At 37.6% G+C, this 24,494-nt stretch carries 21 protein-coding genes, 1 pseudogene and 1 other annotated feature; of the genes and pseudogenes, 14 read left to right on the top strand and 8 right to left on the bottom strand.

Going from position 1 to position 24,494, the window contains the following annotated elements:
• Positions 1-92 precede the first annotated feature (92 nt).
• From DL897_RS01730 to DL897_RS01705, 6 genes are all read left to right on the top strand, one after another.
• Positions 93-761 carry a potassium channel family protein gene (locus DL897_RS01730; protein ID WP_113657715.1) on the top strand — a complete coding sequence of 223 codons (669 nt, stop codon included), beginning with the start codon at positions 93-95 and terminating at the stop codon, positions 759-761.
• On the top strand, positions 754-1,551 hold the full coding sequence (locus tag DL897_RS01725) for a TrmH family RNA methyltransferase (protein WP_168188596.1): 798 nt from the start codon (positions 754-756) through the stop codon (positions 1,549-1,551). Before DL897_RS01730 ends, DL897_RS01725 begins: the two co-directional genes overlap by 8 nt.
• A 144-nt stretch (positions 1,552-1,695) precedes the next feature.
• Positions 1,696-1,922 (top strand) — a binding site (T-box leader).
• A gap of 85 nt (positions 1,923-2,007) precedes the next feature.
• Positions 2,008-3,009 (top strand): phenylalanine--tRNA ligase subunit alpha, encoded by a 1,002-nt coding sequence (gene pheS, locus DL897_RS01720; protein WP_113657402.1) that lies wholly within the window; start codon positions 2,008-2,010, stop codon positions 3,007-3,009.
• Between the two features lie 11 nt (positions 3,010-3,020).
• Positions 3,021-5,441 carry a phenylalanine--tRNA ligase subunit beta gene (gene pheT, locus DL897_RS01715; protein WP_113657401.1) on the top strand — a complete coding sequence of 807 codons (2,421 nt, stop codon included), beginning with the start codon at positions 3,021-3,023 and terminating at the stop codon, positions 5,439-5,441.
• A 99-nt stretch (positions 5,442-5,540) separates the two neighbouring features.
• Entirely contained in the window at positions 5,541-5,792 is a 252-nt protein-coding gene (zapA, locus tag DL897_RS01710) for a cell division protein ZapA (protein WP_113657400.1), read from the top strand.
• 11 nt (positions 5,793-5,803) lie between these two features.
• Positions 5,804-6,331 (top strand): CvpA family protein, encoded by a 528-nt coding sequence (locus tag DL897_RS01705; protein ID WP_168188595.1) that lies wholly within the window; start codon positions 5,804-5,806, stop codon positions 6,329-6,331.
• 240 nt (positions 6,332-6,571) lie between these two features.
• On the opposite strand, the gene DL897_RS01700 is transcribed toward DL897_RS01705, so the two are convergent.
• A complete protein-coding gene (locus DL897_RS01700; RefSeq protein ID WP_113657398.1) occupies positions 6,572-7,024 on the bottom strand; it encodes a hypothetical protein in 453 nt (150 codons plus the stop codon).
• Positions 7,025-7,391: 367 nt separating this feature from the next.
• On the opposite strand from DL897_RS01700, the gene polX reads away from it, so the two are divergent.
• Together polX and DL897_RS01690 are read left to right on the top strand one after the other, a co-directional pair.
• Positions 7,392-9,116 carry a DNA polymerase/3'-5' exonuclease PolX gene (polX, locus tag DL897_RS01695; protein ID WP_113657397.1) on the top strand — a complete coding sequence of 575 codons (1,725 nt, stop codon included), beginning with the start codon at positions 7,392-7,394 and terminating at the stop codon, positions 9,114-9,116.
• A gap of 148 nt (positions 9,117-9,264) precedes the next feature.
• Positions 9,265-9,528, top strand: coding sequence for a hypothetical protein (locus DL897_RS01690; protein ID WP_240627232.1), 264 nt, complete (start codon positions 9,265-9,267; stop codon positions 9,526-9,528).
• Between the two features lie 29 nt (positions 9,529-9,557).
• Here DL897_RS01690 and DL897_RS01685 read toward each other — a convergent pair.
• Together DL897_RS01685 and DL897_RS01680 are read right to left on the bottom strand one after the other, a co-directional pair.
• A pseudogene (locus DL897_RS01685) lies at positions 9,558-9,641 on the bottom strand (histidine phosphatase family protein); the annotation flags it as partial.
• 13 nt (positions 9,642-9,654) lie between these two features.
• Positions 9,655-10,047: a (2Fe-2S) ferredoxin domain-containing protein gene (locus DL897_RS01680; protein WP_113657395.1), complete on the bottom strand. Its 393-nt coding sequence runs from the start codon at positions 10,045-10,047 to the stop codon at positions 9,655-9,657.
• A gap of 195 nt (positions 10,048-10,242) precedes the next feature.
• Between DL897_RS01680 and sleB the strand changes: the two genes are divergently transcribed.
• Positions 10,243-10,995, top strand: a complete 753-nt coding sequence (gene sleB / locus DL897_RS01675) for a spore cortex-lytic enzyme (protein WP_113657394.1) — start codon at positions 10,243-10,245, stop codon at positions 10,993-10,995.
• 96 nt (positions 10,996-11,091) lie between these two features.
• Here sleB and DL897_RS01670 read toward each other — a convergent pair whose 3' ends face one another.
• Positions 11,092-11,430 (bottom strand): phage holin family protein, encoded by a 339-nt coding sequence (locus DL897_RS01670; RefSeq protein WP_113657393.1) that lies wholly within the window; start codon positions 11,428-11,430, stop codon positions 11,092-11,094.
• Positions 11,431-11,634: 204 nt separating this feature from the next.
• Here DL897_RS01670 and DL897_RS01665 point away from each other — a divergent pair, with 204 nt between their 5' ends.
• Together DL897_RS01665 and DL897_RS01660 are read left to right on the top strand one after the other, a co-directional pair.
• Positions 11,635-13,995, top strand: a complete 2,361-nt coding sequence (locus DL897_RS01665) for an endonuclease MutS2 (RefSeq protein ID WP_113657392.1) — start codon at positions 11,635-11,637, stop codon at positions 13,993-13,995.
• Positions 13,996-14,408: 413 nt separating this feature from the next.
• Positions 14,409-15,026, top strand: coding sequence for a hypothetical protein (locus DL897_RS01660; RefSeq protein ID WP_113657391.1), 618 nt, complete (start codon positions 14,409-14,411; stop codon positions 15,024-15,026).
• 106 nt (positions 15,027-15,132) lie between these two features.
• Here the strand turns inward: DL897_RS01660 and DL897_RS01655 are convergent, their stop codons facing one another.
• Entirely contained in the window at positions 15,133-16,254 is a 1,122-nt protein-coding gene (locus DL897_RS01655; protein ID WP_168188594.1) for a S8 family peptidase, read from the bottom strand.
• Between the two features lie 277 nt (positions 16,255-16,531).
• Between DL897_RS01655 and DL897_RS01650 the strand changes: the two genes are divergently transcribed.
• The gene (locus DL897_RS01650) at positions 16,532-17,536 is read left to right on the top strand and encodes an aromatic acid exporter family protein (protein ID WP_113657389.1); all 1,005 of its coding nucleotides are present in this window, start codon (positions 16,532-16,534) and stop codon (positions 17,534-17,536) included.
• Positions 17,537-17,632: 96 nt separating this feature from the next.
• On the opposite strand, the gene DL897_RS01645 is transcribed toward DL897_RS01650, so the two are convergent.
• The 3 genes from DL897_RS01645 to DL897_RS18085 all read right to left on the bottom strand — a co-directional run bounded on the left by DL897_RS01645 (position 17,633) and on the right by DL897_RS18085 (position 21,593).
• Positions 17,633-19,012 (bottom strand): RsmB/NOP family class I SAM-dependent RNA methyltransferase, encoded by a 1,380-nt coding sequence (locus DL897_RS01645; protein WP_113657388.1) that lies wholly within the window; start codon positions 19,010-19,012, stop codon positions 17,633-17,635.
• 303 nt (positions 19,013-19,315) lie between these two features.
• Entirely contained in the window at positions 19,316-20,593 is a 1,278-nt protein-coding gene (locus DL897_RS01640) for a BaiN/RdsA family NAD(P)/FAD-dependent oxidoreductase (protein WP_113657387.1), read from the bottom strand.
• Positions 20,594-21,446: 853 nt separating this feature from the next.
• Positions 21,447-21,593, bottom strand: coding sequence for a hypothetical protein (locus DL897_RS18085; RefSeq protein ID WP_168188593.1), 147 nt, complete (start codon positions 21,591-21,593; stop codon positions 21,447-21,449).
• A gap of 430 nt (positions 21,594-22,023) precedes the next feature.
• Between DL897_RS18085 and DL897_RS01635 the strand changes: the two genes are divergently transcribed.
• On the top strand, positions 22,024-23,703 hold the full coding sequence (locus DL897_RS01635; RefSeq protein WP_113657386.1) for a long-chain-fatty-acid--CoA ligase: 1,680 nt from the start codon (positions 22,024-22,026) through the stop codon (positions 23,701-23,703).
• 174 nt (positions 23,704-23,877) lie between these two features.
• Positions 23,878-24,462, top strand: a complete 585-nt coding sequence (locus tag DL897_RS01630; RefSeq protein ID WP_113657385.1) for a TetR/AcrR family transcriptional regulator — start codon at positions 23,878-23,880, stop codon at positions 24,460-24,462.
• The last annotated feature ends 32 nt before the right edge of the window (positions 24,463-24,494 follow it).

The following is a 24,494-nucleotide window of genomic DNA, read 5'->3' as shown; positions in this document are numbered from 1 at the left end:
TTCGGATTGATTACTTATAGCTTTTACGGGAAATCTTCACTTTATCCTAAAAATAAGTTGGATATAATATGGTTATACATATTGGAGGTGTAATAGTGAATAAACAATTTGCAGTAATTGGCTTAGGACGGTTTGGAGGAAGTGTTGCACAAAAGTTACATTCAATGGGATATGAAGTTTTAGCAGTAGATCGAGATCCCGGGCGTGTTCAGGATATGGCACAAGTTATTCCGCATGTCATAGAAGCAGATTCCACAGACGAAAATGCTTTGAAAGCAATTGGAATACGTAATTTTGATGTAGTTGTTGTTGCGATCGGTGAAGATATACAAGCAAGTATTATGACAACCCTAATCTTAAAAGAGATAGGGGTTAATAAAATTGTTGTAAAAGCAAGAAATGATTTACATGGTAAAGTCCTAGAAAAAATTGGGGCAGAGCGTGTGGTTTATCCAGAACGTGATATGGGAGTTCGGGTGGTACATCATTTAATTTCACCAAATATCTTAGATTATGTAGAGTTATCCAATGACTTTAGTATCATAGAAGTGAAAGCTGGCGAATTTTTTGATGGAAAAACATTACAAGAATTAAATATACGACAGCGCTTTGGGTGTAATGTGATGGCGATTAAGAGAAATGGTAAGTATGATATCACTCCATCACCAAATGATGTCATTTATGCCAGTGATAACCTGGTTGTGATTGGGCATAATAATGATTTGCAAAAGCTTGAAGAGGCGTGCGCAGAAGATGAATAAACAAATACAAATCACATCATCCCAAAATGAACAGATCAAACGTTGGAAAAAACTACGTAGCCGTAAAGGGAGAGAACAATTTCGCTCCTTACTCATTGAAGGAGAGCATTTGGTCAAGGAAGCGCTCCGTTCAAAAGTAACCATTCGGTCTTGGATCCTTAATGAGCAATCAAAGGAGTTCATAGAGTATTTAGATCATCCTGCCCCGATCTATCAGCTATCCAACTCTTTATTTGCTAGTCTCATGGAGACACAAGCACCTCAAGGAATTGCTGCTGAAATAGAAATGCAATCTTGGCAAATTGAAGAGTTATTAGAGACAGATGATTTAGCGAAGACTTTTTTATTATTGGATGCGATTCAGGATCCTGGAAACCTCGGAACTATTTTGCGAACGGCTGAAGCTGCTAAAGTAACGGGTATTTTTTTAGGAAAAGGAACAGTAGATCGATATAATCCAAAAGTGGTTCGGGCAGCTATGGGATCTGTATTTCGTTTGCCTATCGTGCAAATGGACTTATCGACTTGTTTTACATACTTAAAAGAAAATGGAGTTACTATCGTAAATACGTCTCCTCATGCCGGAAATTTATCTTTTGAGTATCAGTTTCCGAGACAAGTTGCCATTTTACTAGGCAATGAAGGAAATGGAGTGCATTCAGACTGGTTATCATTTGTGGATGATGAAGTGATGATTCCGATGCCCGGGAATACGGAATCACTCAATGTAGCAGTAACAAGTGCCATTCTTCTATATGAAAGAATCCGGCAATTATCTATTGCTTTTTAGTTCTAATCCTATGAGGATAAAGTGAGAGGTCTCTTAGTCGAAAAATGCCTCTCTTATTTATACGATAATGCTTTATTTGATACTTCTATATGGTTGCACAGTGAAAATATTTTGTATATAATTGTAGTAAAAAATTTTTATATGTATGGTGTGATGATAGAGATTAAGTAAACAGTGCAGTCCTTGCAGGGAGGGGATGTCTTAGACTGAAAGCATCTCTAAGGTAGCGGCTGTTGAAATTCGCTCTGGAGCAGTCCCTTGAACAGCGAAAGCAAAAGTAGAGGGTACCGGGTAAACCGTTATCTAAATCAAGAGGAAAAGCAATTCAAGCTTTTCAATAAGGGTGGTACCGCGAATCTCTCGTCCCTTGAGGACGTGAGATTTTTTTATTTTTATAGAAATTTCTTTTTGAAGCAAACCTAGATCACATTCTCTCTGATGAAAGGAGCGTTTACGATGCAAAAGCGATTAAATGAGCTAAAAATCATAGCAGAAACAAAAATCAAATCTGCTCATGATTTAAATACGTTAAAAGAGTTGAAAGTTAAGTTTCTAGGTAAAAAAGGAGAATTAACAAGTGTTTTAAGAGGAATGGGAGGTTTATCCCCAGAAGAGCGTCCGCAGGTGGGAGCTTTAGCGAATGAGATTCGAAATCGATTAGAAAGTTTAATCTCTAGTAAGACAGAAGAGCTAGAGGAAGAGAAACTAGAGAAGCAACTCAGAGAGCAAACGGTTGATGTTACTTTGCCAGGACTTCCTCTCACAGTCGGTGCGATCCATCCACTTCAAGCCATTTGGGAACAGATGGAAGATATTTTTATTGGAATGGGATTTGAAGTTGCCGAAGGCCCTGAAGTAGAAACAGATAAATATAACTTTGAGATGTTGAACTTTTTAAAAGAACATCCAGCACGGGATATGCAAGACTCATTTTATATTAATCCAGAAATTCTATTACGAACACATACATCTAGCGTTCAACCACGAACCATGCTTGCGAAAGAAGGAGAAGTTCCTGTACGAATCATCTGCCCTGGTAAAGTATATCGTCGTGATAGTGATGATGCGACTCACTCCCATCAATTTATGCAGATTGAAGGGCTGGTCGTAGATCGTGGTGTATCCATGAGTGAATTAAAAGGGGTTTTACTTACCTTTATCCAAAAAATGTTTGGCAAAGAGACAGAAATTCGTTTACGTCCAAGTTTTTTCCCATTTACTGAACCAAGTGTAGAAATTGATATTTATGATCCTCAAAAAGGATGGTTAGAAATTTTAGGAGCGGGAATGGTCCATCCTCGTGTACTTGAAAAATCAGGTTATAATCCAGAGCATTATACGGGTTTTGCTTTTGGAACAGGGATTGAGCGAATTGCGATGTTGAAATACGGGATTGATGATATTCGTCACTTTTATAACAATGACCTACGATTCTTACGTCAATTCCAATCGGAATAGGAGGAAAGAAGATGCTTGTATCATATGAGTGGCTAAGTAAATATGTTGATTTAGATGGAATTAGTGCTGAGGATATTGCTGAAGAGCTCAACCGAACTGGAATAGAAGTAGAAGTCATTTATACGCGGGATAACGGGGTAAACCATGTAGTTATTGGGAAAGTATTGGTGGTTGAACCTCATCCTGCTGCAGATCGCTTAAAGGTTTGCTCTGTGTTCGTTGGTAAAGGAGAACCTTTGCAAATTGTGTGTGGTGCGCCTAATGTTGCTGAAGGTCAACTCGTGCCCGTTGCTTTAGTTGGGGCAACTCTACCGGGTGGAGTCAAGATTAAAAAGACAAAACTCCGTGGAGTGGAATCTCATGGGATGATTTGTTCAGCTAAAGAGTTAGGTTTACCTGAAAAAATGATAATGAAAGAGCAACTAGAAGGTATTTTAGTATTAGGAAAAGATGCCCCAATCGGACAAAATATCAAGAAGTATTTGGGCATGGATGATCAAGTGATTGAACTGCAATTAACCCCTAACAGAGCCGATTGTCTCAGTATGATAGGGGTCGCATTTGAAATAGCAGCGATTTTTGATCGAAAGTTAAATCTACCTGATATTGAAGAACAAAAGGTAAAAGGAAAAGAATCCCCTATTCATCTTCGTATTGAATCAGAGGAAGACTGTCCTTTCTTCGCAGCACAAGTTGTTCACAATATCAAAGTAGGTCCTTCGCCACAATGGCTCCAAAACTTTTTGATCTCTGCTGGAATTCGACCCATTAATAACATCGTTGATATTACGAACTATGTCATGATCGAAACCGGACAACCGCTACATGCTTATGATTATCAAAAAATAACTGACGGAAAGATCGTTGTTCGGAGAGCTAGACTGGGTGAAACAATCATAACCCTTGATGGAACGAAAAGAAAATGTGATGAAGAGACCTTACTGATTACAGATGGAAAAGAAGCTTTGGGGATTGCTGGTATTATGGGTGGAGAAGCAACTGAGGTTAGTGATGAAACGACTTCAGTTTTAATTGAATCTGCGTTCTTTGATCCTGTGATTACTCGAAAAGCAGTACGTAAACTGGGATTGCGTTCAGAAGCGAGTCATCGTTTTGAAAGAGGAGTTGATCCTGATCGTATTATACCTGCACTAACAAGAGCTGTTCAGCTTATCCAACAAATTGCAGGAGGAAAAGTAGGTTCTAATCTTATTTCAGAGCGGATTGGTGATGTTGAAGATGTAGTGATTACTCTTCGACATGATCGTTTAATCAAACTCTTGGGTGTTCAGCTAGAGAGCCAAGAAGTACTTGCTATTTTTAAACGATTAAATTTCTCTGCTAAATATAAGAATGGAGAGTATTCAGTTCAAGTACCTACTCGCCGACAAGATGTAACGATTGAGGTTGACTTGATTGAAGAAGTGGCTCGACTATATGGCTATGACCGTATTCCATCTAGTTTACTCAAAGGTAAAAATATTCCCGGAAAGTTAACCAAGGAGCAAAAAATCCGTAGAATTATTCGTCAAACATTACGTGGTTTAGGTTTGAATGAAGTCATTACCTATAGCTTAACTTCACCAGAGGTCAATCAAAAGACTGTATCACTTAATCCTAATGCAAACCCTATTCATCTATCCATGCCAATGAGTTCAGAACGTTCTATTTTGCGTACGACCTTACTACCTCATTTGATAGAAACGGCTGCATATAACACCCATCATGGAAACTATGATGTAGCTATTTTTGAAATGGGTGCAACATATATAAGCAAGGAACAGAAGTTAACGAAGTTACCTGAAGAAAAGCTAGAACTGGCAATGCTACTCACAGGTAAATATCGTTCGACCAATTGGCAATATGAAGGGATGACCGGTGGAGACTTTTTTGTAATGAAAGGAATTTTAGAAGCTTTGCTTCAACGTTTAGGCATTCAGCAAGCGGAAGTTAAAGCGGCCACTTTTGAAGGGTTACACCCAGGGCGTTCTGCTTCAATATGGTTAAGCGGGCAAGTTGTGGGGTTACTTGGTCAACTTCACCCTAAGGTTGCCAAAGAGTATGATTTAGGAGATACCGTTGTATGTCAGCTTGATTTAGACCTTTTATGTCAAGCTGCAGAAGATTCGGTTACTTATCAATCTTTACCCCGTTATCCAGCTGTGACTCGTGACTTGGCAATCATTGTCAAGCAAAATGTGGTTTCAAAAGAAGTAGAAGAAGGAATTAAAGAAGCGGCTGGTGAATTACTAGAATCTGTCCATCTATTTGATGTATTTACTGGTGAGCAAATTGGGGAAGGAAAGAAAAACTTAGCTTACTCCCTTGTTTATCGGGCGAAAAACCGTACTTTGACAGACGAAGAAGTGCAAAAAGTTCATGACCAGATTATTCATCACTTGGAAAAAACGGTGGAAGCGAAGTTGAGATAAGTTGCGGAAATGAGAAGAGGGATCTACTAAGCGAGATCCCTCCTTTTTGAATGAGTAAAGAAAAACATGCTACCTACTTAGCTTAAAGGAGGTTTTAATTTGAACAAAAATAAACTAAATGTAGAGATTTATGGTCAACAGTATCAAATTGTAGGTAAGGCAAGTCCGAGTTATATGAGACAAGTAGCAGGACATGTCGATGAAAAAATGAGGGAAATTGCTAATGTTAATCCTCGTTTAGATATGACACGATTAGCTGTTTTGTCAGCTGTTAATATTGCAGATGAATATCTACGTCTAAAACAAGAATATGATGAGATCTTACATTTAGTTGAAGATGAGACACCTTAAGGATGTTTGCGATGAATCTATTTGATATCTTAATCATTGTTTTATTTGTCTTTTCCTGCATATTTGGTTATCGTAAAGGCTTGTTTACCCAAGTTTTTTCGCTTGTTTCTTGGATTCTTGCGATTGGAATGGCCTATCTGTTTACCGATGAGTTTGCCCCGATTATAAGTCATCTGATCGGCTTTCAAAATGAAGAGACCTTGATGTCGCTACTTTCGATGGATAAGCTCATTTCATCTGTGACTGCATTTCTTATTTTGTTTGTCGGAGCCAAACTAATACTAGGGTGGATTGGATTTTTACTTCGTCCACTTTTTCGTTTACCTGTTTTAAGTTTGCTAAATCAAAGCAGTGGTCTAATTCTAGGTGCGATTAAGATAAGTCTGTTACTTATAATTATAGTGAATCTGCTTTATTTTCTTCCTTGGACCACAGGGCAGAGAATCATTAATGAATCCCTAATTTCACAAGGAATTTTGGAAGTTACCCCTAGTCTGACTGAGATGTTCAAAGCCTTATTTTTAGGTCAAAATACTTAACCCCCCTATTTGTGGGAAGTGACAGCACTGAGTTAACATGAACTGTCCACCTGCAAGTAGCGGGGTTTTTTAGTGTTTTCATTTTTGTTAATTCATCAGTCAAGAGGAATATAATATAAAAAAAGAGCTTGATAGAGGAACAGTTTTAATACTGTAATTCCCTATCAAACTGGTTTATTAACAGATAATGAAATTTGGTTTATAATAAAGAACATTCGATAATTTAATTTCCTAATTATATTATAGATTAGCTAGAGATTGATTTGCTTTAGCCGCAAATGACTCTAACTTTGACTTTTCCAAGAAGGAAATTTCAACGGATCTTGATTGACCAGAATTATTATTAATAATTATAGTGCAATAATAGCATTTAAGTAAATAGAGTACACCAATTGCGAGAAATATAATGCCGAAAATTCCATCAAATAAAAGGTTTAATCCGAAAACAGTTAAGATAATACCTACTAACAATCTAATAATAGAAAAACCAGAGCTAACTGAAACACTTGCTACATTTTTCAAGGTCATTGTTATTTCATTTTTTCCGAATGGAATTAAAGCTAAAAGTGTATTATAGTCTGTCAATGAAATTCGTTTATTAGTCAACTGAAATGTCACCGTGAACCAAAATAGAATTGGATTTGGCTTAACTGTAATAGATTCTACTATGGATTCTTCTTGTGAAAAATTCAATATCAAAACTCCTTTTTTTCAAATTATAATATTATATAAACAATATTATAGAGACCGTATTTTGTCAATAACGGTTATAGTCACACAAAGTATAAAATTATATATATATTAATGTAGTGCCGATTTCCCATGTAGACAGGATATAAAAAGTCTCTCCTTCTCGCCTATTTCTGATTACTCACACCACTAAATATGTTTAATAAATAAGATTCCTCTGTCTTCGATGTTCAAGGGCATCAATAACCATGAGCTTTTGTACCCAACTATATATTCCTATATAGTGTTAGTTAAAAGAAACGTGTACTTTATGCTTTAGCTTGAAGTAAAGGATATGACTCTAACTAAGAAAAATAGGAAGGGATAACAGTTGAATAATAAACAAATCGCTAACACCTTACATCAATTGGCAGATTTTTTAGAGATGAAAGGAGAGAATACCTTTAAAGTTCAGGCATACCGCCGTGCTGCTCGAGCGGTAGAAAGTAGCCGAGTGTCACTTACAGAGATTCAAGATCAACTGGAGCAGATTTCTGGGATTGGTAAAGGAACAGCCTCTATCATTCGAGAGATAATAGAGACTGGTCAACTAGCTATGTTAGAAGAGATCAGGTTACAACTTCCACCAGAGCTACCCAAATTACTTCATTTACCTGGCTTAGGACCTAAATCAATTTATACCTTATATCAACAATTAGGAATTACGAACATCAATGAGCTGAAAGAATTAGCAGAGCAACAAAAAGTCCGTAGCTTACCAGGATTTGGACCGAAAAAAGAAGAAAAGATTTTAGCTGCAATTGAAAATTATTCAGAAGGTCCTGCTCGAATATATGTGCATCAGGCGATGTTTGTCGCAGAATCGTTACGGGTGAAATTGTCAACGATTGATCAAGTGGAACAAGTAGAATTAGCTGGTAGCATTCGCCGCTGGAAAGAAACCATCAAAGATATTGATTTTGTCGTAGCTACAGTACATCCGATTGAGGTAGGGAAACAGATAGTATCTTGGTCTGAAGTAAAACAAGTGATCGGTCAAGGTGAAACTAAAGTAAGTATTACCGTTGATATAGAAGGGATTGTGATGGGAGTTGACTTTCGCTTAGTAACTCCCGAACAATTTGCGAGTAGTCTACACCACTTCACCGGATCAAAAGAGCATAATGTACGCATCCGACAGCGGGCGAAACAATATGGTTGGAAAGTAAGTGAATATGGGATTGAAGATACAAAGACGAAACAGATGATGACCTTTCAAGATGAGCAAGCGCTTTTTGCCAAGCTAGAACTTCCTTGGATTCCCCCAGAGCTCCGTGAGGATCGTGGAGAAATCGAAAAAGCCGAGCAAAATCAACTTCCAACCCTCGTTCAGCTAAGCGACTACCGTGGCGATTTACATATGCATACGTTGTACAGTGATGGTGCTAATACGGTTCGAGAAATGGCAGAGGCAGCGAAAGAGTTGGGATATGAATATATTGCTATCACGGATCATTCCCGATCTCTGAAAGTAGCACGTGGACTATCGATCGAAGAGGTTTATGAGCAATGGGAGGAAATTGATAAGGTCAATCAAATGGTAGAAGGAATTACGATTTTAAAAGGGGCGGAAGTCGATATTTTAACCGATGGTACCCTCGATTATCCCGATGATTTATTACAAGGAATGGACATCGTGATTGCCTCGATTCATAGCCAATTTCGACTCGATGAAAAAGCAATGACCCGTCGCATTATTCGAGCGATTGAACATCCACTCGTCAACATCATCGCTCATCCAACCGGTCGCCTTCTATTACGCCGTGATCCATATGAGGTGAATATGGATGAATTATTCCAAGCTGCCCGAGATACTGGAACGATTTTAGAGTTAAATGCAAACCCGTATCGGCTCGATCTAAAAGATACATACTTGCAACAAGCAAAAGAAGAGTATGGACTCAAGTTTACCATCAATACTGATGCGCATGCTATTGGTGGGCTTTCTCAAATCCAATTTGGGATAGCTACAGCGCGTAGAGGATGGCTGGAAAAAGAAGATGTGATTAATACTTATTCCTTATCCGAGTTAAAGCAAGTGTTGAGAAAGAAATAAGAGGAGCTAAAAAAGGGGTAGACTCATAGAGTTTTGAAGTCTACCCCTTCTAACCAATCTAAAGGGCATTTTGGGCAGTACATGATGGGTATTGATACATATACTACATAGTGAATCCACTTATTCTTAAAAAAGGAGATGAAAAATATTGTCCGATATCCCTTATTCTTATCCCTATTATCCTAGAGAGCCCAAAAGACATCCTCGAAAACCTCGCTACGCTTATTTAAAGTATCCAGTATTAAGAACAGTAGAACCTTTTGTTCAATATGGTCTTCGTGAAGCTAAATATACTTCATTCGAGCATGCTTTGCGCGAAGTGGCAGCGATTACCTATCTAATGGGTAGAGGTTATAATCCAAGAGATGCTCATCAAATTGTCGAGTCTTGGGAAGTAAATGAGAGATTTTAGTATTAGAAAAAATTTAGCGATAGGTAATTAGTTAAAGGAAAGTCAACCTGTCCCTCATGTACATCTAAAAGATCAGCGATAGATTCCCCATGCCGAATTAATAAAATTTGCATTTCTCTTACCTCTTTAAAATTTCTTAGATACCTTTTTGACTTTTGCTTTATCTTTCGGGATACCGACGGTAGTTCCATCGGTTCGTTCAAAACCTTCACCATGATATGTATGGCTTACTTTATCTGTATAATCTTTATTTGCCAAAAGAGAATTGACCAATAAGGGAACATCCTCCGGTTTTAAATTTTTGTACCATGCCCCTTTTGGATAGATGATGGCAACGCATTTATCATCGCATCTTCCATTACAGCGTGTGCGAGTGGTATGAATGATGTCATCTATTTCACGATCAGAGATTTCTTTACGGATAGCTTGAGTTAATTCTTCTGCTCCCTCTCGATTACAGCTGCCACCGTTACAAATGAAAATATGGTGTTTTGTTTTACTTAAATCCCATGTAGCCATTTTTGTTTCCCCTCTGCCATATCATTTAATATTGAGATCATGCTATTTTAATCATACATGTAATTAAGCGAACAACCCAAAAATATTTATTTTTTGCTGAAAACAGTATTCAAAAAGAAGAAATAAAGTATATCCCTGAAAAATAAAGGCATAATAACTGCAGAATTCAGACCTGGAAAGGGTTGAAATCCTGTTATGCCAAAACTCAAAATCGCTATCATGATCATGATTTGTACCTTGTTATTTACAGGAATCAACGCTGCTAGTGTATCTGCTTCACTTGCCCCTACTTCCTCGAGTGAATTTGCTAAAGAAATTATTAGACGTGGAGCTCGAGGTGGGTATGTTTGGGAAATGCAAAACCGACTGAAGTTTTTAGGCTTTTATACAGGACCCGTAAATGGAACGTTTGATGCTCGAACTGAACGGGCTGTTCGACTCTTTCAATATGAATTTAGGTTAAAAGTAGATGGACTGGTGGGTCCTAAAACCAAACTTAAACTATATTTAGCGACCAAAAATTGGGCGCAAGCTAAAAAAGCACCGACAAAAAAGGGAAATAAGCCTCCTCTTATCAAAAGCTCCCATGGTTTAACTAAAAATGATATTGATTTGCTAGCCAGAACGGTACATGCTGAAGCTCGAGGAGAATCTTATGTAGGGCAAGTAGCAGTAGCAGCGGTCATACTCAATCGGTTGGATAGTGAATTGTTTCCGAATACGATCTCAGGAATCGTCTTTCAACCATTAGCATTCGAAGCAGTTGCTGATGGGCAGATTTGGCTATCTTCAAATGAAACAGCCAAAAAGGCAGTGATGGATGCTCTAAATGGATGGGACCCCTCCGGTGGCGCGCTTTATTACTTTAATCCTGACCGTGCAACCTCCAAGTGGATTTGGAGTCGTCCACAACTGAAACGAATAGGGAAACATATTTTCTGTAAATAACAAATCAAGAATGATGAAGTAAACGAAGGCTCTTACTTGATGAATAAGTACATCAAATAAGAGCCTTTGTTCTGATTGTCTTTCCTTTAAGTTTATTTATGTTTGGCGAGTTCGTGTGGGAATGAAAATATCAATAACCCCTATGACTAAGGAAGCTAAGAGTGCGCCCAAGAAGGAAATGCGAATCCCTGGAATAAGCCAAGCTGTTAATAAAACGACTACAGCACTAACTATAAACCCCACCACGCCTCGAGCAAAAGGGGATATATCTTTACCAAGAAAGGATTCGATCACCCACCCTACTCCCGCTATCACGATGGAAGCAAAAAATGCTGTCCAAAAGCCTAAGACAGAAAAGCCGGGGACAAGGGTACTTAAGGACCATAATACAACAATAGCCACAATAAAACGGACAATATGGTGAACGATAAACACGAAAGATCCTCCTTTACATCTATGATGATGTGGTGTTATTTTGTGTTAGTGGAATTGTTTTTAGACAGAAAGGTTGTAGAGAAATCGTGTTATAATAAAAAAGATTATGTTGATGTTATAAGCGTCAAAACTTTTAACAACATAGGGATTGGAAAACTTAAAAAAAAACAACCATTGATTATATAAGGATGAGGGGATGGAGGCGTGGAGAACTGGACACTGAAGCCACTCGAGTACCAACAAGTTAAAGAGATAGCCAAACAATTTGCATCTTCCATCTTGGGTAAGGAATTAATTGAAGATTTAACTCCTGCTGCAGATAAAGAAGAGGTACAATATCGTTTACAAGAAACAGTGGAAGGGTTTGATCTTATTCGCCTTAAAGGAGATTTTTCACTCGGAGGGTTGAGAGATATTCGGGCGATCCTTCGTCGTGCTCGTGTAGGTGGTTTACTTTATGAAAACGAGTTATTAGATGTTGCAAGTACGATTCATGCAGGTCGAAAGTGTAAGTCGCTGCTTCGCAAAATCGATGAAGAAACAGCTTCATTATCGATCCTTCGCGGATTGACAAATCAAATAGCCAGTCTAGAACAGTTAGAGAAAAAAATAGAAAGTTGTATTGATGAACAAGGCTTTGTTGCGAACCAAGCTAGCCCTGTACTCGCTAAAATTCGCCATGAAATGGAACGGATCAAGCACCAAATTACCGATACTTTGCAAAATATGATTCGAAATCCGCGCTATCAAAAAATGATGCAAGAACCAATTATTACGACTCGTTATGATCGCTATGTGGTTCCAATTAAACAAGAATATCGCGGTTCATTTCAAGGGATTATTCATGATCAGTCTTCTTCAGGTGCTACATTGTTTGTAGAACCCGAAGCAGTCGTTCAATTAAATAACAAACTCAAAGAAAGTGAGTTAAAAGAGAAAAAGGAAATAGAGCGAATCTTACAAGAGTTAACGGGAGAAGTCGCACAAGAAGTGGAAGCTTTAGAACAAAATGTGATGGCGCTCTCCAAGTTTGATCTTATTCTGGCCAAAGCTCGATTTGGTAAAAAGCTAAAAGCGGTTGTCCCTGATCTTTCTGATGATCATATCTTAGAACTAAAACAAGCTCGTCACCCATTGATAGATCCTGAACAGATTGTACCCATTGATGTACAAATGGGGACAGAATACCAAGCGATTATCATTACAGGTCCCAATACAGGTGGGAAGACGGTAACTCTTAAAACAATTGGGCTGCTCGCTCTGATGGCTCAGTCGGGACTTCCAATTCCGGCGGCTGAAGGAAGTAAGGTACCAGTATATAGTGGGGTCTTTGCGGATATTGGTGATGAGCAAAGTATTGAGCAAAGCTTAAGTACATTTTCGGGACACTTAACCAATATCATTCGGATTTTAAAGAAGCTTGATAGCCGAAGTCTGGTTTTATTTGATGAATTAGGAGCTGGAACCGATCCGACCGAAGGGGCAGCTTTAGCCATGGCGATATTAAAGCATGTTATTGAACAAGATTGTTCTATTGTAGCCACTACTCATTATAGTGAGTTAAAACTATTTGCTCATAATCATCCAAAAGCTATCAATGCCAGTGTTGAATTTGATGTCCAAACCTTAAGACCTACTTATCGATTGCTGATTGGAGTACCAGGTCGCAGTAACGCATTTGCTATTTCGAAGCGGCTCGGGCTGCCTGAATCCATCATTCATCTGGCTAAATCTGAGCTTTCACAAGATGAAAGCCGTTTGGAAGAAATGATAACCGCTTTAACAGTAGAAAAAAGAACATCTGAAGTAGAAAGAAGCAAGGTCGAAAGCTTACGTGCAGAAGCAGAAAAACTTGTTAGCGAGCTAAGATTAAAGTTAGAGCAGTGGGAAGAAGAAAAAAGCCGTTTAAAAGAACAAGCAAGGCGTGAAGCACAAGCTATTGTAAGCAAAGCGGAGCATGAAGCAGAAGATGTGATGAAACAATTGCGACAGTGGGCTAAACAACGTCCTCAGGAGTTAAAAGAACACCAACTATTTGAAGCGAAAAAACGCCTTAAAGAAGCGGTTCCTGATACCGAATTGCCTCAGAAAGTAGTCAGTGTTTCAGATAACGAAAATGTACTTGAGCTAGGAGATGAAGTTTTTGTCCCAAGATTTAATCAAAAAGGTACCATTGTAGAAAAGATAGGAGACAATGAATATCAAGTACAAATTGGGATGTTAAAAATGAAACTTTCTCGAAATCAATTAGAAAAGCGAGCTTCTAAAACGGTGGCTACACCTACTAAAACGATGACTTCTGTTAAACGCAAGTCTATCGATATAAAATCTGAGCTAGATTTGCGTGGTAAAATGGTGGAAGAAGCGATCTTGGACATTGATAAATATTTAGATGCTTCTATTTTAGCAGGCTTAAAACATGTTTCATTAATCCATGGAAAAGGGACAGGAGCGTTGCGAGCTGGAGTGCATAATTTTCTACGTAAGCATCGCAATGTGAAATCATATCGAATGGGTTCTCATGGTGAAGGCGGTTCCGGGGTTACGATTGTAGAATTGAAGTAGATGGAATGGAGGATACGAATGAAGTACCTTCCCAAAATCTTAGGGGTCGTTAGTGTGGTTTTTTTAATTGTTGGGATTTACTGGCTGTTTTACCGTTAATCATTTGCTATCGTCTAGCTGGCATTGTTTTTCTGTTCTGTATATCGAAAAAAAGTTTATTAGCAGTCTTAGTCCACTCTTCATAACTGTACACAAAAGAGTGGACTTTAAATTTTAATATATAAGAATAAATATCCGATTAATTCAGCGGGATTTTGCTAAAACTAATGTTTTATATATAAAAAACCAAATTATATTTTATACTTTTATTAAATAGGATAAATGTGGCAAAATTGTCATAGGTATTATTTATTGACACTTTCTTACGGACGAGTTTTAATCAAATTAAGAGAATTTTTTAGGAGGTATTTAGATTGAAAAAGAAATTAGTAGTGTTGTCTACTTTTGCCCTCTCTATGCTATTATTTAGTGGGTGTGGTCTATTACTCCCTGGTGGAAAAAATCAGCCCCAAGAACAAAACACGCAAGGCGACTATCAGCAGCAAAATGAAAATAATAACAACAATAGTGTGAATCAAAATAACGATACTACAAACAATAATAGTCAAACTGTAGGTGTTGCAGCAAAACAACAAGGAGAGGAAATTGGTTTTCGAGCTGATAAATATGGACCTACAAACTCTAGCCATCCTCCAAGCTCAACACCAGGAATTCGGGTGCATACGAAAGATAAGCATGCTGGTAGTATAGAAAGTTATATTAAATATTCTTGGGATCGTGAAGATTACATAGAGGTTCAAGTAGGAAACGAAGATTTAAAAGGGAAAAAATTGGATGTTATTCGTGTTGAGAAAAAAGGACCTGATTTAATTAATATTGTTGTAAAACCATCTGATCCAAGCTTTAGTACACCAGAGGATAAGGATCTACCAGCACGTGGCTACTTCCGAGTGGATAAAGGTAAAATTGACCCGAATAAAGTGAAATTCTCTGTTACGACTGAAGATGGGAAAGCTCTTAAGTTACAATAATAAGCTAAAAAACGTCCTACCAAACCAATTGGTGGACGTTTTTTTAGTACAAAGATCCAATAGAAAATCACTCTGTTCACAAATATCTAACCCTATGTATCGGAGATTAAGATTTTGTTTTTACCGCTTTTTCGGCATTTAATCGTCCGTTTCTCCAGTAAAGCCCTGTCCCTTGAACCTGATCAGCGGATTGTTCAATAGCCTGACGAATTTGCTTTGCATTTTTACCTTGGGAGGCAAGGAGTCCAGCAACACCAGAAACGAGTGGGGTAGCCATAGAAGTACCAGATTCAAGTTGATAACCTTGTTTAAGCCAAGTTGACCAAATATCGACACCCGGTGCGGCGATATCAACCCACGTTCCAAAATTGGAAAAATCAGCTTTGTCATCATTTTGGTCAGTAGCAGCAACAGCGATTACTTTTGAATAGAAAGCAGGATATAAGGGTGTGGATGAGCTATTATTTCCTGCTGCAGCAATCACGATAGCTCCTTTTTGATCTGCATATTCAACCGCTTCACGTAAAGTTTGACTGTCTTCAGAAGATCCTAAGCTTAGGTTAATAATTTTAGCTCCTTGATCAACAGCATAAGTGATACCACTTGCAATATCGGATAAATAGCCTTCGCCATTTTCATCTAATGCTCTAACAGCTAATATTTTTGTTTTTGGAGCCATGCTGGCGATACCAATTTGGTTATTTGTGATAGCTGCTGCAATACCGGCACAATGTGTTCCATGTCCATTTTTATCCATGGGGTCATTATCTTTCTCAACAAAATCTTTACCTTTGACTACTTTTCCTTTCAAATCAGGATGAGTATAATTTACTCCTGTGTCAATTGTAGCGATAAGTGTATTTGGCTTCCCTTGTGTGACAGCCCATGCTTCTTTAGCATGTACCTTTTTCAGTCCATATTGTTGATTATATTTTGGATCATTAGGGAAGGTAGTAGTTTGAAAGGAGCTATTTTCTTCAACATATTGTATAAAAGAAAATTGTTTAAGCTTTTGTATAGTCTGTCTTTTTAATAAGGGATTATTTAAACGTAAAACATAAAACCCTAGACTTTTGTTGTGATCGATAATATGTCCAAACTGATTTAGAAATTCTTTTTGTTTTGTCTTAACGATAATTTCTTGTGAATGTTTTGTTTCAAATCCATTTATAGGGGCAGATGAAAAAAGTAAAGAGAAAGAGAAAAGAATGGGGAGGAAAAATTTCAAAAATATCAACTCCTTTTGTTCTTAACCTATTTTTACATACAAGTTATTTATTCCAGTTGACCGAGCTAACTTCCTTTAAATATTTTTACAATCATTTGTACATTCAAAATATAATGGAATAATTGTAAAGTTAAATGCTATTTACTTGTAGCTTTTCGCTATAGGCTAAGGTAGTCGCTAAAGAGGGAATAAGGTAAAATAGGAATGAAAATAAATGAAATAAGGAAAGACTTCAAAGTTATTTTATATGAATCGAGTTAAGTATAGGTGAAATATCATGAAAATTGGATTTCGAGTTATCAAGACAGCCGTTGGTACTGGATTAGCCATTCTTATGGCAAAATGGTTAGGATTGGAATTTTATACTTCTGCAGGTGTTCTAACCATTTTATGTATTAGGGAGACACGGCAACGTTCGATTGAAAGTGCTGTTGAGAAGTTTATTTCTTGTATCATTGGTAGTTTATTTGCAGCTGCTGCTTTTAAGTTATTCGGCTTTCACCCTTGGGTAATCACTATTCTTTTGCTCCTAATTATTCCACTATTAGTAACATTAAAGGCTGGTAATAGTGTTTCAACAAGTGCCGTCGTTATTTTACATTTATTTATGTTAGGGAAAGTGGATGGCCTTACGCTGCTTAATGAGCTGGGAATCATTGTAGTAGGGATTAGTTTTGCTTTATTAATGAATATAATTATGCCTAGCTCCGAAAAGCGTTTGAAAGAATATCAAGAATTAGTAGAAGCTAACTTTAAAAAAATTTTTAATGAATATGCCATTTATTTACGTTATGGTGAGAGTGATTGGGACGGCAAAGAAATATTAGAAACACAGAAGTTAATCCAAGAAGCAAAAGAAGAAGCGATCCGTGATGTAGAAAATAATTTACTTTATACTGAGAATGATTATTTGCGATACTTTGAAATGCGTGAGAAGCAGTTTGAGATTATTCAACGAATTATGCCATTGGTAAGTTCACTTGACGAAACTTATGAACAGAATCTTATCATTGCAGACTACTTAGAGCGTTTGGCTCAAGGAATACATCCAGGTAATACGGTAAGCCTTTATTTGGACGAACTAAGGGAAATAAGGCAAAATTTCAAGAAATCTCCATTACCAGTAGAACGCAAAGAATTTGAGGTTCGAGCTGCTTTGTTTCATTTTGTTAATGAAATGCAAAGATATCTACTCATTAAAAGGGAGCTCTTTGTGCAAGCAACCAAGAGGCAAAAGCGGTCTTGGAAATCTGTTTTTATGGGAACAGAGGAAGGAAAATAAGTGGAAAGGATATTCATTCATTAACAAAATCCTTCCTTTTGGATGATCTTTCTTTGATAAGAATGAATAGAGGGAAAAGCAAACCCTATCCCTCTATCATTTGTCCCATCGTAACCATTTAGGATAATGGTTTTTGAGAAGACCGCCTGATGCTTTCCCCCAACCAAGTGGAAACTGATTCACTGTGATGAGAACCCAACCTTTTCCTTGTGTATAGGAAAGGGCTTCACCTTGTAGATACTGATATAGTTCTGGTTCATCTTCGGTAAAGTTGAGCGTTTGTTGAACCAACTCTGGCCTAAGCGATAATGCTAAAGCATGTGAAGGAAGAAAATGATTTTTTTTTGCTTGTCCGAGATAACGTCCTGGTCTCTCGACACGTAAACCTTTTAATGAAGGAAGTTCGCTTGAGACAAGATATAAATGTTCACCATATAAGGTCAGTGTTCCTGAAAACAGACTTTGCTTAAGAGTATCCGAGCTGAAATTTTGAAGTAGCTTTTTCAATTGGCTGTGGATGGCAGGGTGCTTGCCTACTCTTTTTTGATAACCTTGAGACCCTTCTTTTTTTTGTAGTACAGCGACAAAATGCCCTTCACCTCGTAAGTGATGAGGCCAGAGTCTTGCTGTATGTGTTAGTTCAGAAGGCGAGCTCTCTACCCACTCAGGCCGACCGGGTTGGTAATATTGTGCCTGGGGAACGGATATGAGCTCGAATTCAGGATATTTGTTTAGAAAATGAGTAATCACTTGTTCATTTTCTCTTGGATTAAACGTACAGGTTGAGTAGACCAGTCTACCTCCAGCTTTTAGCATAGGTGCTGCAGATGATAAGATTTGTAACTGGAGTTCTGCACACTTTTCAACGGAACGTAGACTCCAACGTTCAGCGCTTTCAGGGTCTTTGCGAAACATTCCTTCTCCAGAGCAAGGAGCATCGATTAAGATTCGATCAAAGAAATGGGCAAAACGGTCTGATAAATGCTCTGGATATTCGTTGAGTACGACCGCATTGGCAACGCCTGAACGCTCCAGATTTTCGACTAAGGCTTTGATGCGTTTGGAGTCCACTTCATTGGCTACCAGGATACCGTGTCCTTTCATTTTGGCCGCGATTTGCGTCGTTTTTCCACCAGGGGCGGCACATAAGTCTAATATTTTTTCACCTGGTTGCGGATCAAGGGCTTCGGCAGGAGACATGGCACTTGCATCTTGGATATAATAGAGTCCTGCAGCATGATAGACATGTTTTCCAGGACGATCGATTTCATGTTGATAGTAGTAAGCTTCCTTACACCAAGGGACTGGTTCGAGATGAAAGGGAACCATCTTTGGTAGTTGTTCGGGGTGAACTTTTAATGTATTGACGCGTAGGGAGCGAATGGGTGGGAGTTGGTAGGTTTTTAGGAAACGGGGGTATTCCTCGCCCAATAATTCATTCATCTGCTCCAAAAAGGCTGGAGGTAGTGCTTTCATTTGGTTCTTCCTTTCCCTTATACTGATACGTGTTTAGTTTCTGCGTTTGGAAAACGGATTAGTGTTATGAGTCTTCTTCTGTGATGATATCATTAGGTCATAGGGATTACCACTTTTTATGGATAAATCAGAGTTGAAGAGTTCACATCTAGATCGGAAGTGCAATTTCCCGTTGACTCTGGTTGGTGATTACGGGGAAGGCATGTGCAATCCGCTCCAAATTCCTATGCAGGGCTGTCGAGCAAAGCCGTGCTCTAAACAAAAAATCCCTATCCATCGGATAGGAAAGGATTGAATCATTCGTTATTTTTTTCTACGAGTCTCAACCTGCTCAGCTGCACTTTTTCCAGCGACATAACCTGTACACATGGCTGCGGTAATATTATACCCTCCTGTGTATCCATGTACATCGATGACTTCACCACAGAAGTAAAGACCAGACATTAGTTTCGACTCCATCGTTTTGGGAGCGATTTCTTTGGTATGTACACCGCCGCCAGTAACAAAAGCTCTTTCTAAAGGTAAGGTACCGTTAACATTGATGGGAAAGGCTTTGAGAGTTTGACATAGTGTCTGCCATTTTTCAGTGGATACTTGAGAACAGGTAATATCTTCTGTTATTTCCAAGTGGCTCATTAGCACTGGAACGAGTCGTTCAGGTAGTAATGTTTTTAAGGCATTACGCACTGTTTTTTTCGGATGCTTTTCGCTCCAAGGTTTTACGGTTTGTAGTAACATCTCTTGATGTTGATCGGGGAACAGATCGATTTGCACGGATACTGTGGGAACGGAAAACTTTTTTAAAGCCTTAATGACAAATTGACTACATCGAAGTGCGATCGGACCCGATAATCCAAAATGGGTAAAGAGCATATCTCCACGATGTGATATTAATTTTTTCCCTTTGGGATTAATCACTGTTAACATGACATCACGAAGTGAAAGACCTTGAAGTGCCTTAGAGCGGATAAACCAATCTGTTGAGGTTAATGGTACTTCTGTGGGAAATAACTCAGTGATGGTATGTCCTGCATCCTCTGCCCAAACATAACCATCTCCATTGGCTCCAGTAAATGAGGCTGATTTCCCTCCGGTAGCAATAATGACTGCTGTGGCTTTAATCTTCTCTCCTGTATCTAACTCTACACCTTGAACTTGACCATCTTGGTATAAGACACGTTTGACAGGAGTGTTTATACGAATCTCAGTACCTACTTCGCTCACTTTACGGACTAGAGCTTCTACTACTGACTTGGCACTATTCGATACAGGAAACATGCGACCATTGTCTTCTTCTTTTAGAGCAACACCCATATTTTCGAAGAAATCAACAATATCATAGTTATTAAATATAGAAAACACACTATATAGAAAACGACCATTACCGGGGATATGTTTAATAAGTTCATCAATTTCTTTGATATTGGTAACATTACAACGACCTCCACCAGAGATCGCCAGTTTTCTTCCTAATTTATTTCCTTTATCTAAGAGAAGGACTTTAGCTCCATGTATCCCTGCAGAGGCACTCGCCATTAGTCCAGCTGGTCCTCCTCCAATAACAATCACATCTACGTACATAAACAAACTGCTACTAAAAACATAGAAAAAAATCCCTATGTCTAGAAGATTCCTGTTTCAACGTGTCCCACCTCGGCACGTTCTCCCTACTGTGGTTTGTATAACACTCCACAGGCATCCATTCTCGACTAGCCATCGGTACATATACATGAACTCGTAAGATGAGCATCATGTACCATTTTCTACTTGGTGTTCGTCTTTAGTTATTTTTTCCATGCTTTGCAGCAATTTCCTCCTTCCAATTAAAAAATGATACTCTTTTCCACCTTTATCTAACCTTTACTATCTTCCTGAGTACTGTTATTTACCTCCTTAGCGATATAAAATTTATTTTTCTAGCTTTCCTCATTTTAGGCAACAACAGTCAGGATGAAAAGAGGAGTTTTTGGTGTTTCGCTTATGGTATCCCCTATTCTATTGTTAACCAATTGAACAGCAAAGGAAATAAAGACTGTTAGGCATATATCAAAAGATAGAATAGCGGACATATTTGCTGTACGATTGAAGTGCCGTAGGATATTTTGTGAAGGTAGACACAAATAATATGGGGATAATTATTTGTTCCATACAACTTTTGCTAGTAAATAAAAAAGATATTGGAAATAAACTCCAACATCTTTTTTATGATGAAATGTCTATTTAGACAAATATTAGCATGCTTAATTTGAATTAAAGAAATCAATAAGCCAACTTAAAGCTTGAAGCCAATCCCAATTGGGTAACGAATCAAGTATGTTATTAAGAATGAATATTCCTAATCCAACAATTATTACAAATAAGATGAAAAGGGAGATTACAATTCCTAATACAATTTTACCTAATCTCGACATAATTTCACACCTCAGGTATATGATTAGTCTTCTAGTTCTATTTCAATCCCATCTCTACTAATCTCAATTTCTAAACCACCAATTTCTAGTTCAACTTCATCACTCTCAATCTCTACTTCCAAGGGGCCAATTTCAAATTCGATTTCATCTTTAGGGTCACGGAAAAGCATGTGTATAACTCCTTTGATCTATAATTAGTTATTCTTAAGTTAATCATATCTTAAGAATTCATCATGAATCAAGTAAGATTGTAATTGAAGAAATTGGGTTATTCATTAGAAAGTGGAATCAAGCTTTAGGTATATCTGATTTTATCCATATTCTCTAATAGATAATAAAATCACCGTTGCATGATGTCTACTCGTTATATTGCAAGATAATATATTATTTGGTTTCTTTATATTATTTTTCCATATTAAATCGAATGACAAATAGTTAGGATTAAAAAATATTTATTGATTAAAAAAACAATTTCTATGAAATGTATAATTAGAGATTCAAAAATGGAATAGAATTAGATAAAATATAATTGTCATACTTTATTCAAACTTCGGAGCCTTTGAATGAGGAGTCATTCATTTTTAAGTTAGGAGGATGGTTATGGGGATAAAAGAAAAATGTTGGATAAAACAGTATCCTCAACAAATTTCTGCCACACTCGATTACCCAGATATTTCGATTGCTCAGTTATTAATCAATGCGGTGAATGACTTTCCAAACCAAGATGCGATTGCTTTTATGGGTAAACGGCTTACGTATCAAGAATTGCTTGAACAGGTATATTGTTTTGCAAACGCTTTAAAAAGGTTAGGGATTAATAAAGGAGATCGTGTAGCGATCATGTTACCTAATTGTCCTCAATCGGTAATCGCTTATTATGCAACGCTTATGATTGGAGGTATTGTCGTTCATACTAACCCTCTATATATGGAAAATGAGTTGGAGCATCAGCTTAATGATGCAGATGCAAAGGCGATTATCTGCTTAGATTTAGTCTTTAACAAGGTGCAAAATATACGTGAAAAGACGCAACTATCTCATATCATTGTGACGGGTATTGCCGATGTACTACCTTTTCCTAAAAAATGGCTATATAAACTGAAGTTAAGAAAAGATGGTATAAAAGTAACGATTCCAGAAGAAATCGGTTACTATTCCATGAAGCAGTTAATATCTCAAGAAGAGCCCATCCCTGTTGAAATTGTTTATCACTCCAAAGATGATGTCGCTTTATTGCAATATACGGGTGGGACGACCGGCTTATCCAAAGGAGCTATGTTAACTCATCAAAATTTAATTAGTAATACGTATCAAACTACTGCGTGGTTATATAAAGCAAAACGAGGTGAAGAAAAAGTATTAGGTGTCTTACCCTTTTTCCATGTGTATGGTTTGACCACATTAATGCACTTTGCTGTTCATATTGCCGCAACCATGGTATTAGTCCCACGTTTTGATGCAAAAATGATTCTTAAAGAAATTCATAAACATCGTCCCACATATTTCCCAGGAGCGCCTACGATGTATATAGGTTTAATTAACCACTCAGAAATATCAAAATATGATTTATCTTCGATCCAAGCTTGTATCAGTGGTTCGGCACCGCTACCGATTGAAGTACAAGATAAATTTGAGAAGTTATCAGGAGGCACTTTAATTGAAGGATATGGCCTAACGGAGGCATCTCCTATTACTCATGCTAATTTAGTATATGATCGGGTTAAAAGCGGAACCATTGGACTACCTTTACCTGATACAGAATGTCGTATCGTGCACCCTGAGACAGGAGATATCTTGGGTGTAGGGGAAATTGGCGAATTGCAGGTACGTGGTCCACAAGTTATGAAAGGATATTGGAAGCGTCCAGAAGAAACCAATGCCACTTTGGTAGATGGATGGCTTAATACTGGAGATATTGCCAAGATGGATGAAGATGGTTACTTCTATATTTTAGATCGTAAAAAAGATGTCATCATTGCAGGAGGATTTAATATTTATCCGAGGGAAGTTGAAGAAGTTTTATTTGAACACCCAGCTATTCAAGAGGCAGTCGTTATTGGGGTTCCTCATGAATACCGTGGAGAGACTGTAAAAGCATATATTGTCCTTAAAAAAGGCTTTCAACTAACTGAAAAAGAAATTGAGAATTATTGTCGTCAAAAGCTTGCTTCGTACAAAGTTCCACGAATTGTAGAATTTCGACAAGAACTCCCCAAAAGTAATATCGGAAAGGTTTTACGACGTGTTCTTAAAGAAGAGGAAAATAATAAATCAAACTAATGGTAAATTAAGTTAAGTTGGGCATTATGATAATTAATGCTTATTTAAAATATCATTCTTGTATACGCTTACAAAACCTTGCTGAAAATAGTTGACAAATGAAATGGAGGATAATAGACTAAAAATGAATGAACAATCATTCACCCCACAGGAAGGCAGAGAGGAATATGTTTTATGGTGAAACGAACCGGAGAAAAATACGAAGCAATCATTAATGCTGCAGTGAAAGTTATAGCAGAATATGGTTATCATAATGCTCAGGTTTCCAAAATTGCACGGGAGGCCAAAGTAGCCGACGGAACGATTTATCTTTATTTCGAAAATAAAGATGACGTACTCATTTCAGTATTTCGTGAGAAAATGGGGTCATTCATTTCTAAGGTAGAAAAACAGCTTCTAGAAGTAGAATCGCCTATTGAGCGATTGTATCATCTTATTCACTTACATCTAAATCAATTTGAGAAAAATCGGGAGCTAGCCATTGTCATGCAGATTGAGCTCCGACAATCAAATCCAGAGGTTCGAGAAGGGATTAGTAAGATATTAAAAAGATATACGGATGTAATTGATCAAGTAATTGCACAAGGAATTGAAAAAGGGTGTTTTCGATCAGATGTTGATATCCGTTTAGTTAGGCGAATGATTTTTGGAACACTAGACGAAACAGTTTCATCTTGGATTATGAATGATTATAAATATAGCTTATTAGAACAGATTGATGAAATTCATCGTTTATTTATTCAAGGAATTGGGAAATGAAACCGAGTGGAATTGAAATGAAAGGGGACATC

This window comes from Thermoflavimicrobium daqui (assembly GCF_003313465.1).
GTDB lineage: Bacteria > Bacillota > Bacilli > Thermoactinomycetales > Thermoactinomycetaceae > Thermoflavimicrobium > Thermoflavimicrobium daqui.
The sequence above is the reverse complement of the archived record's forward strand: the minus strand, read 5'-3'. Positions and strand labels throughout refer to the sequence as shown.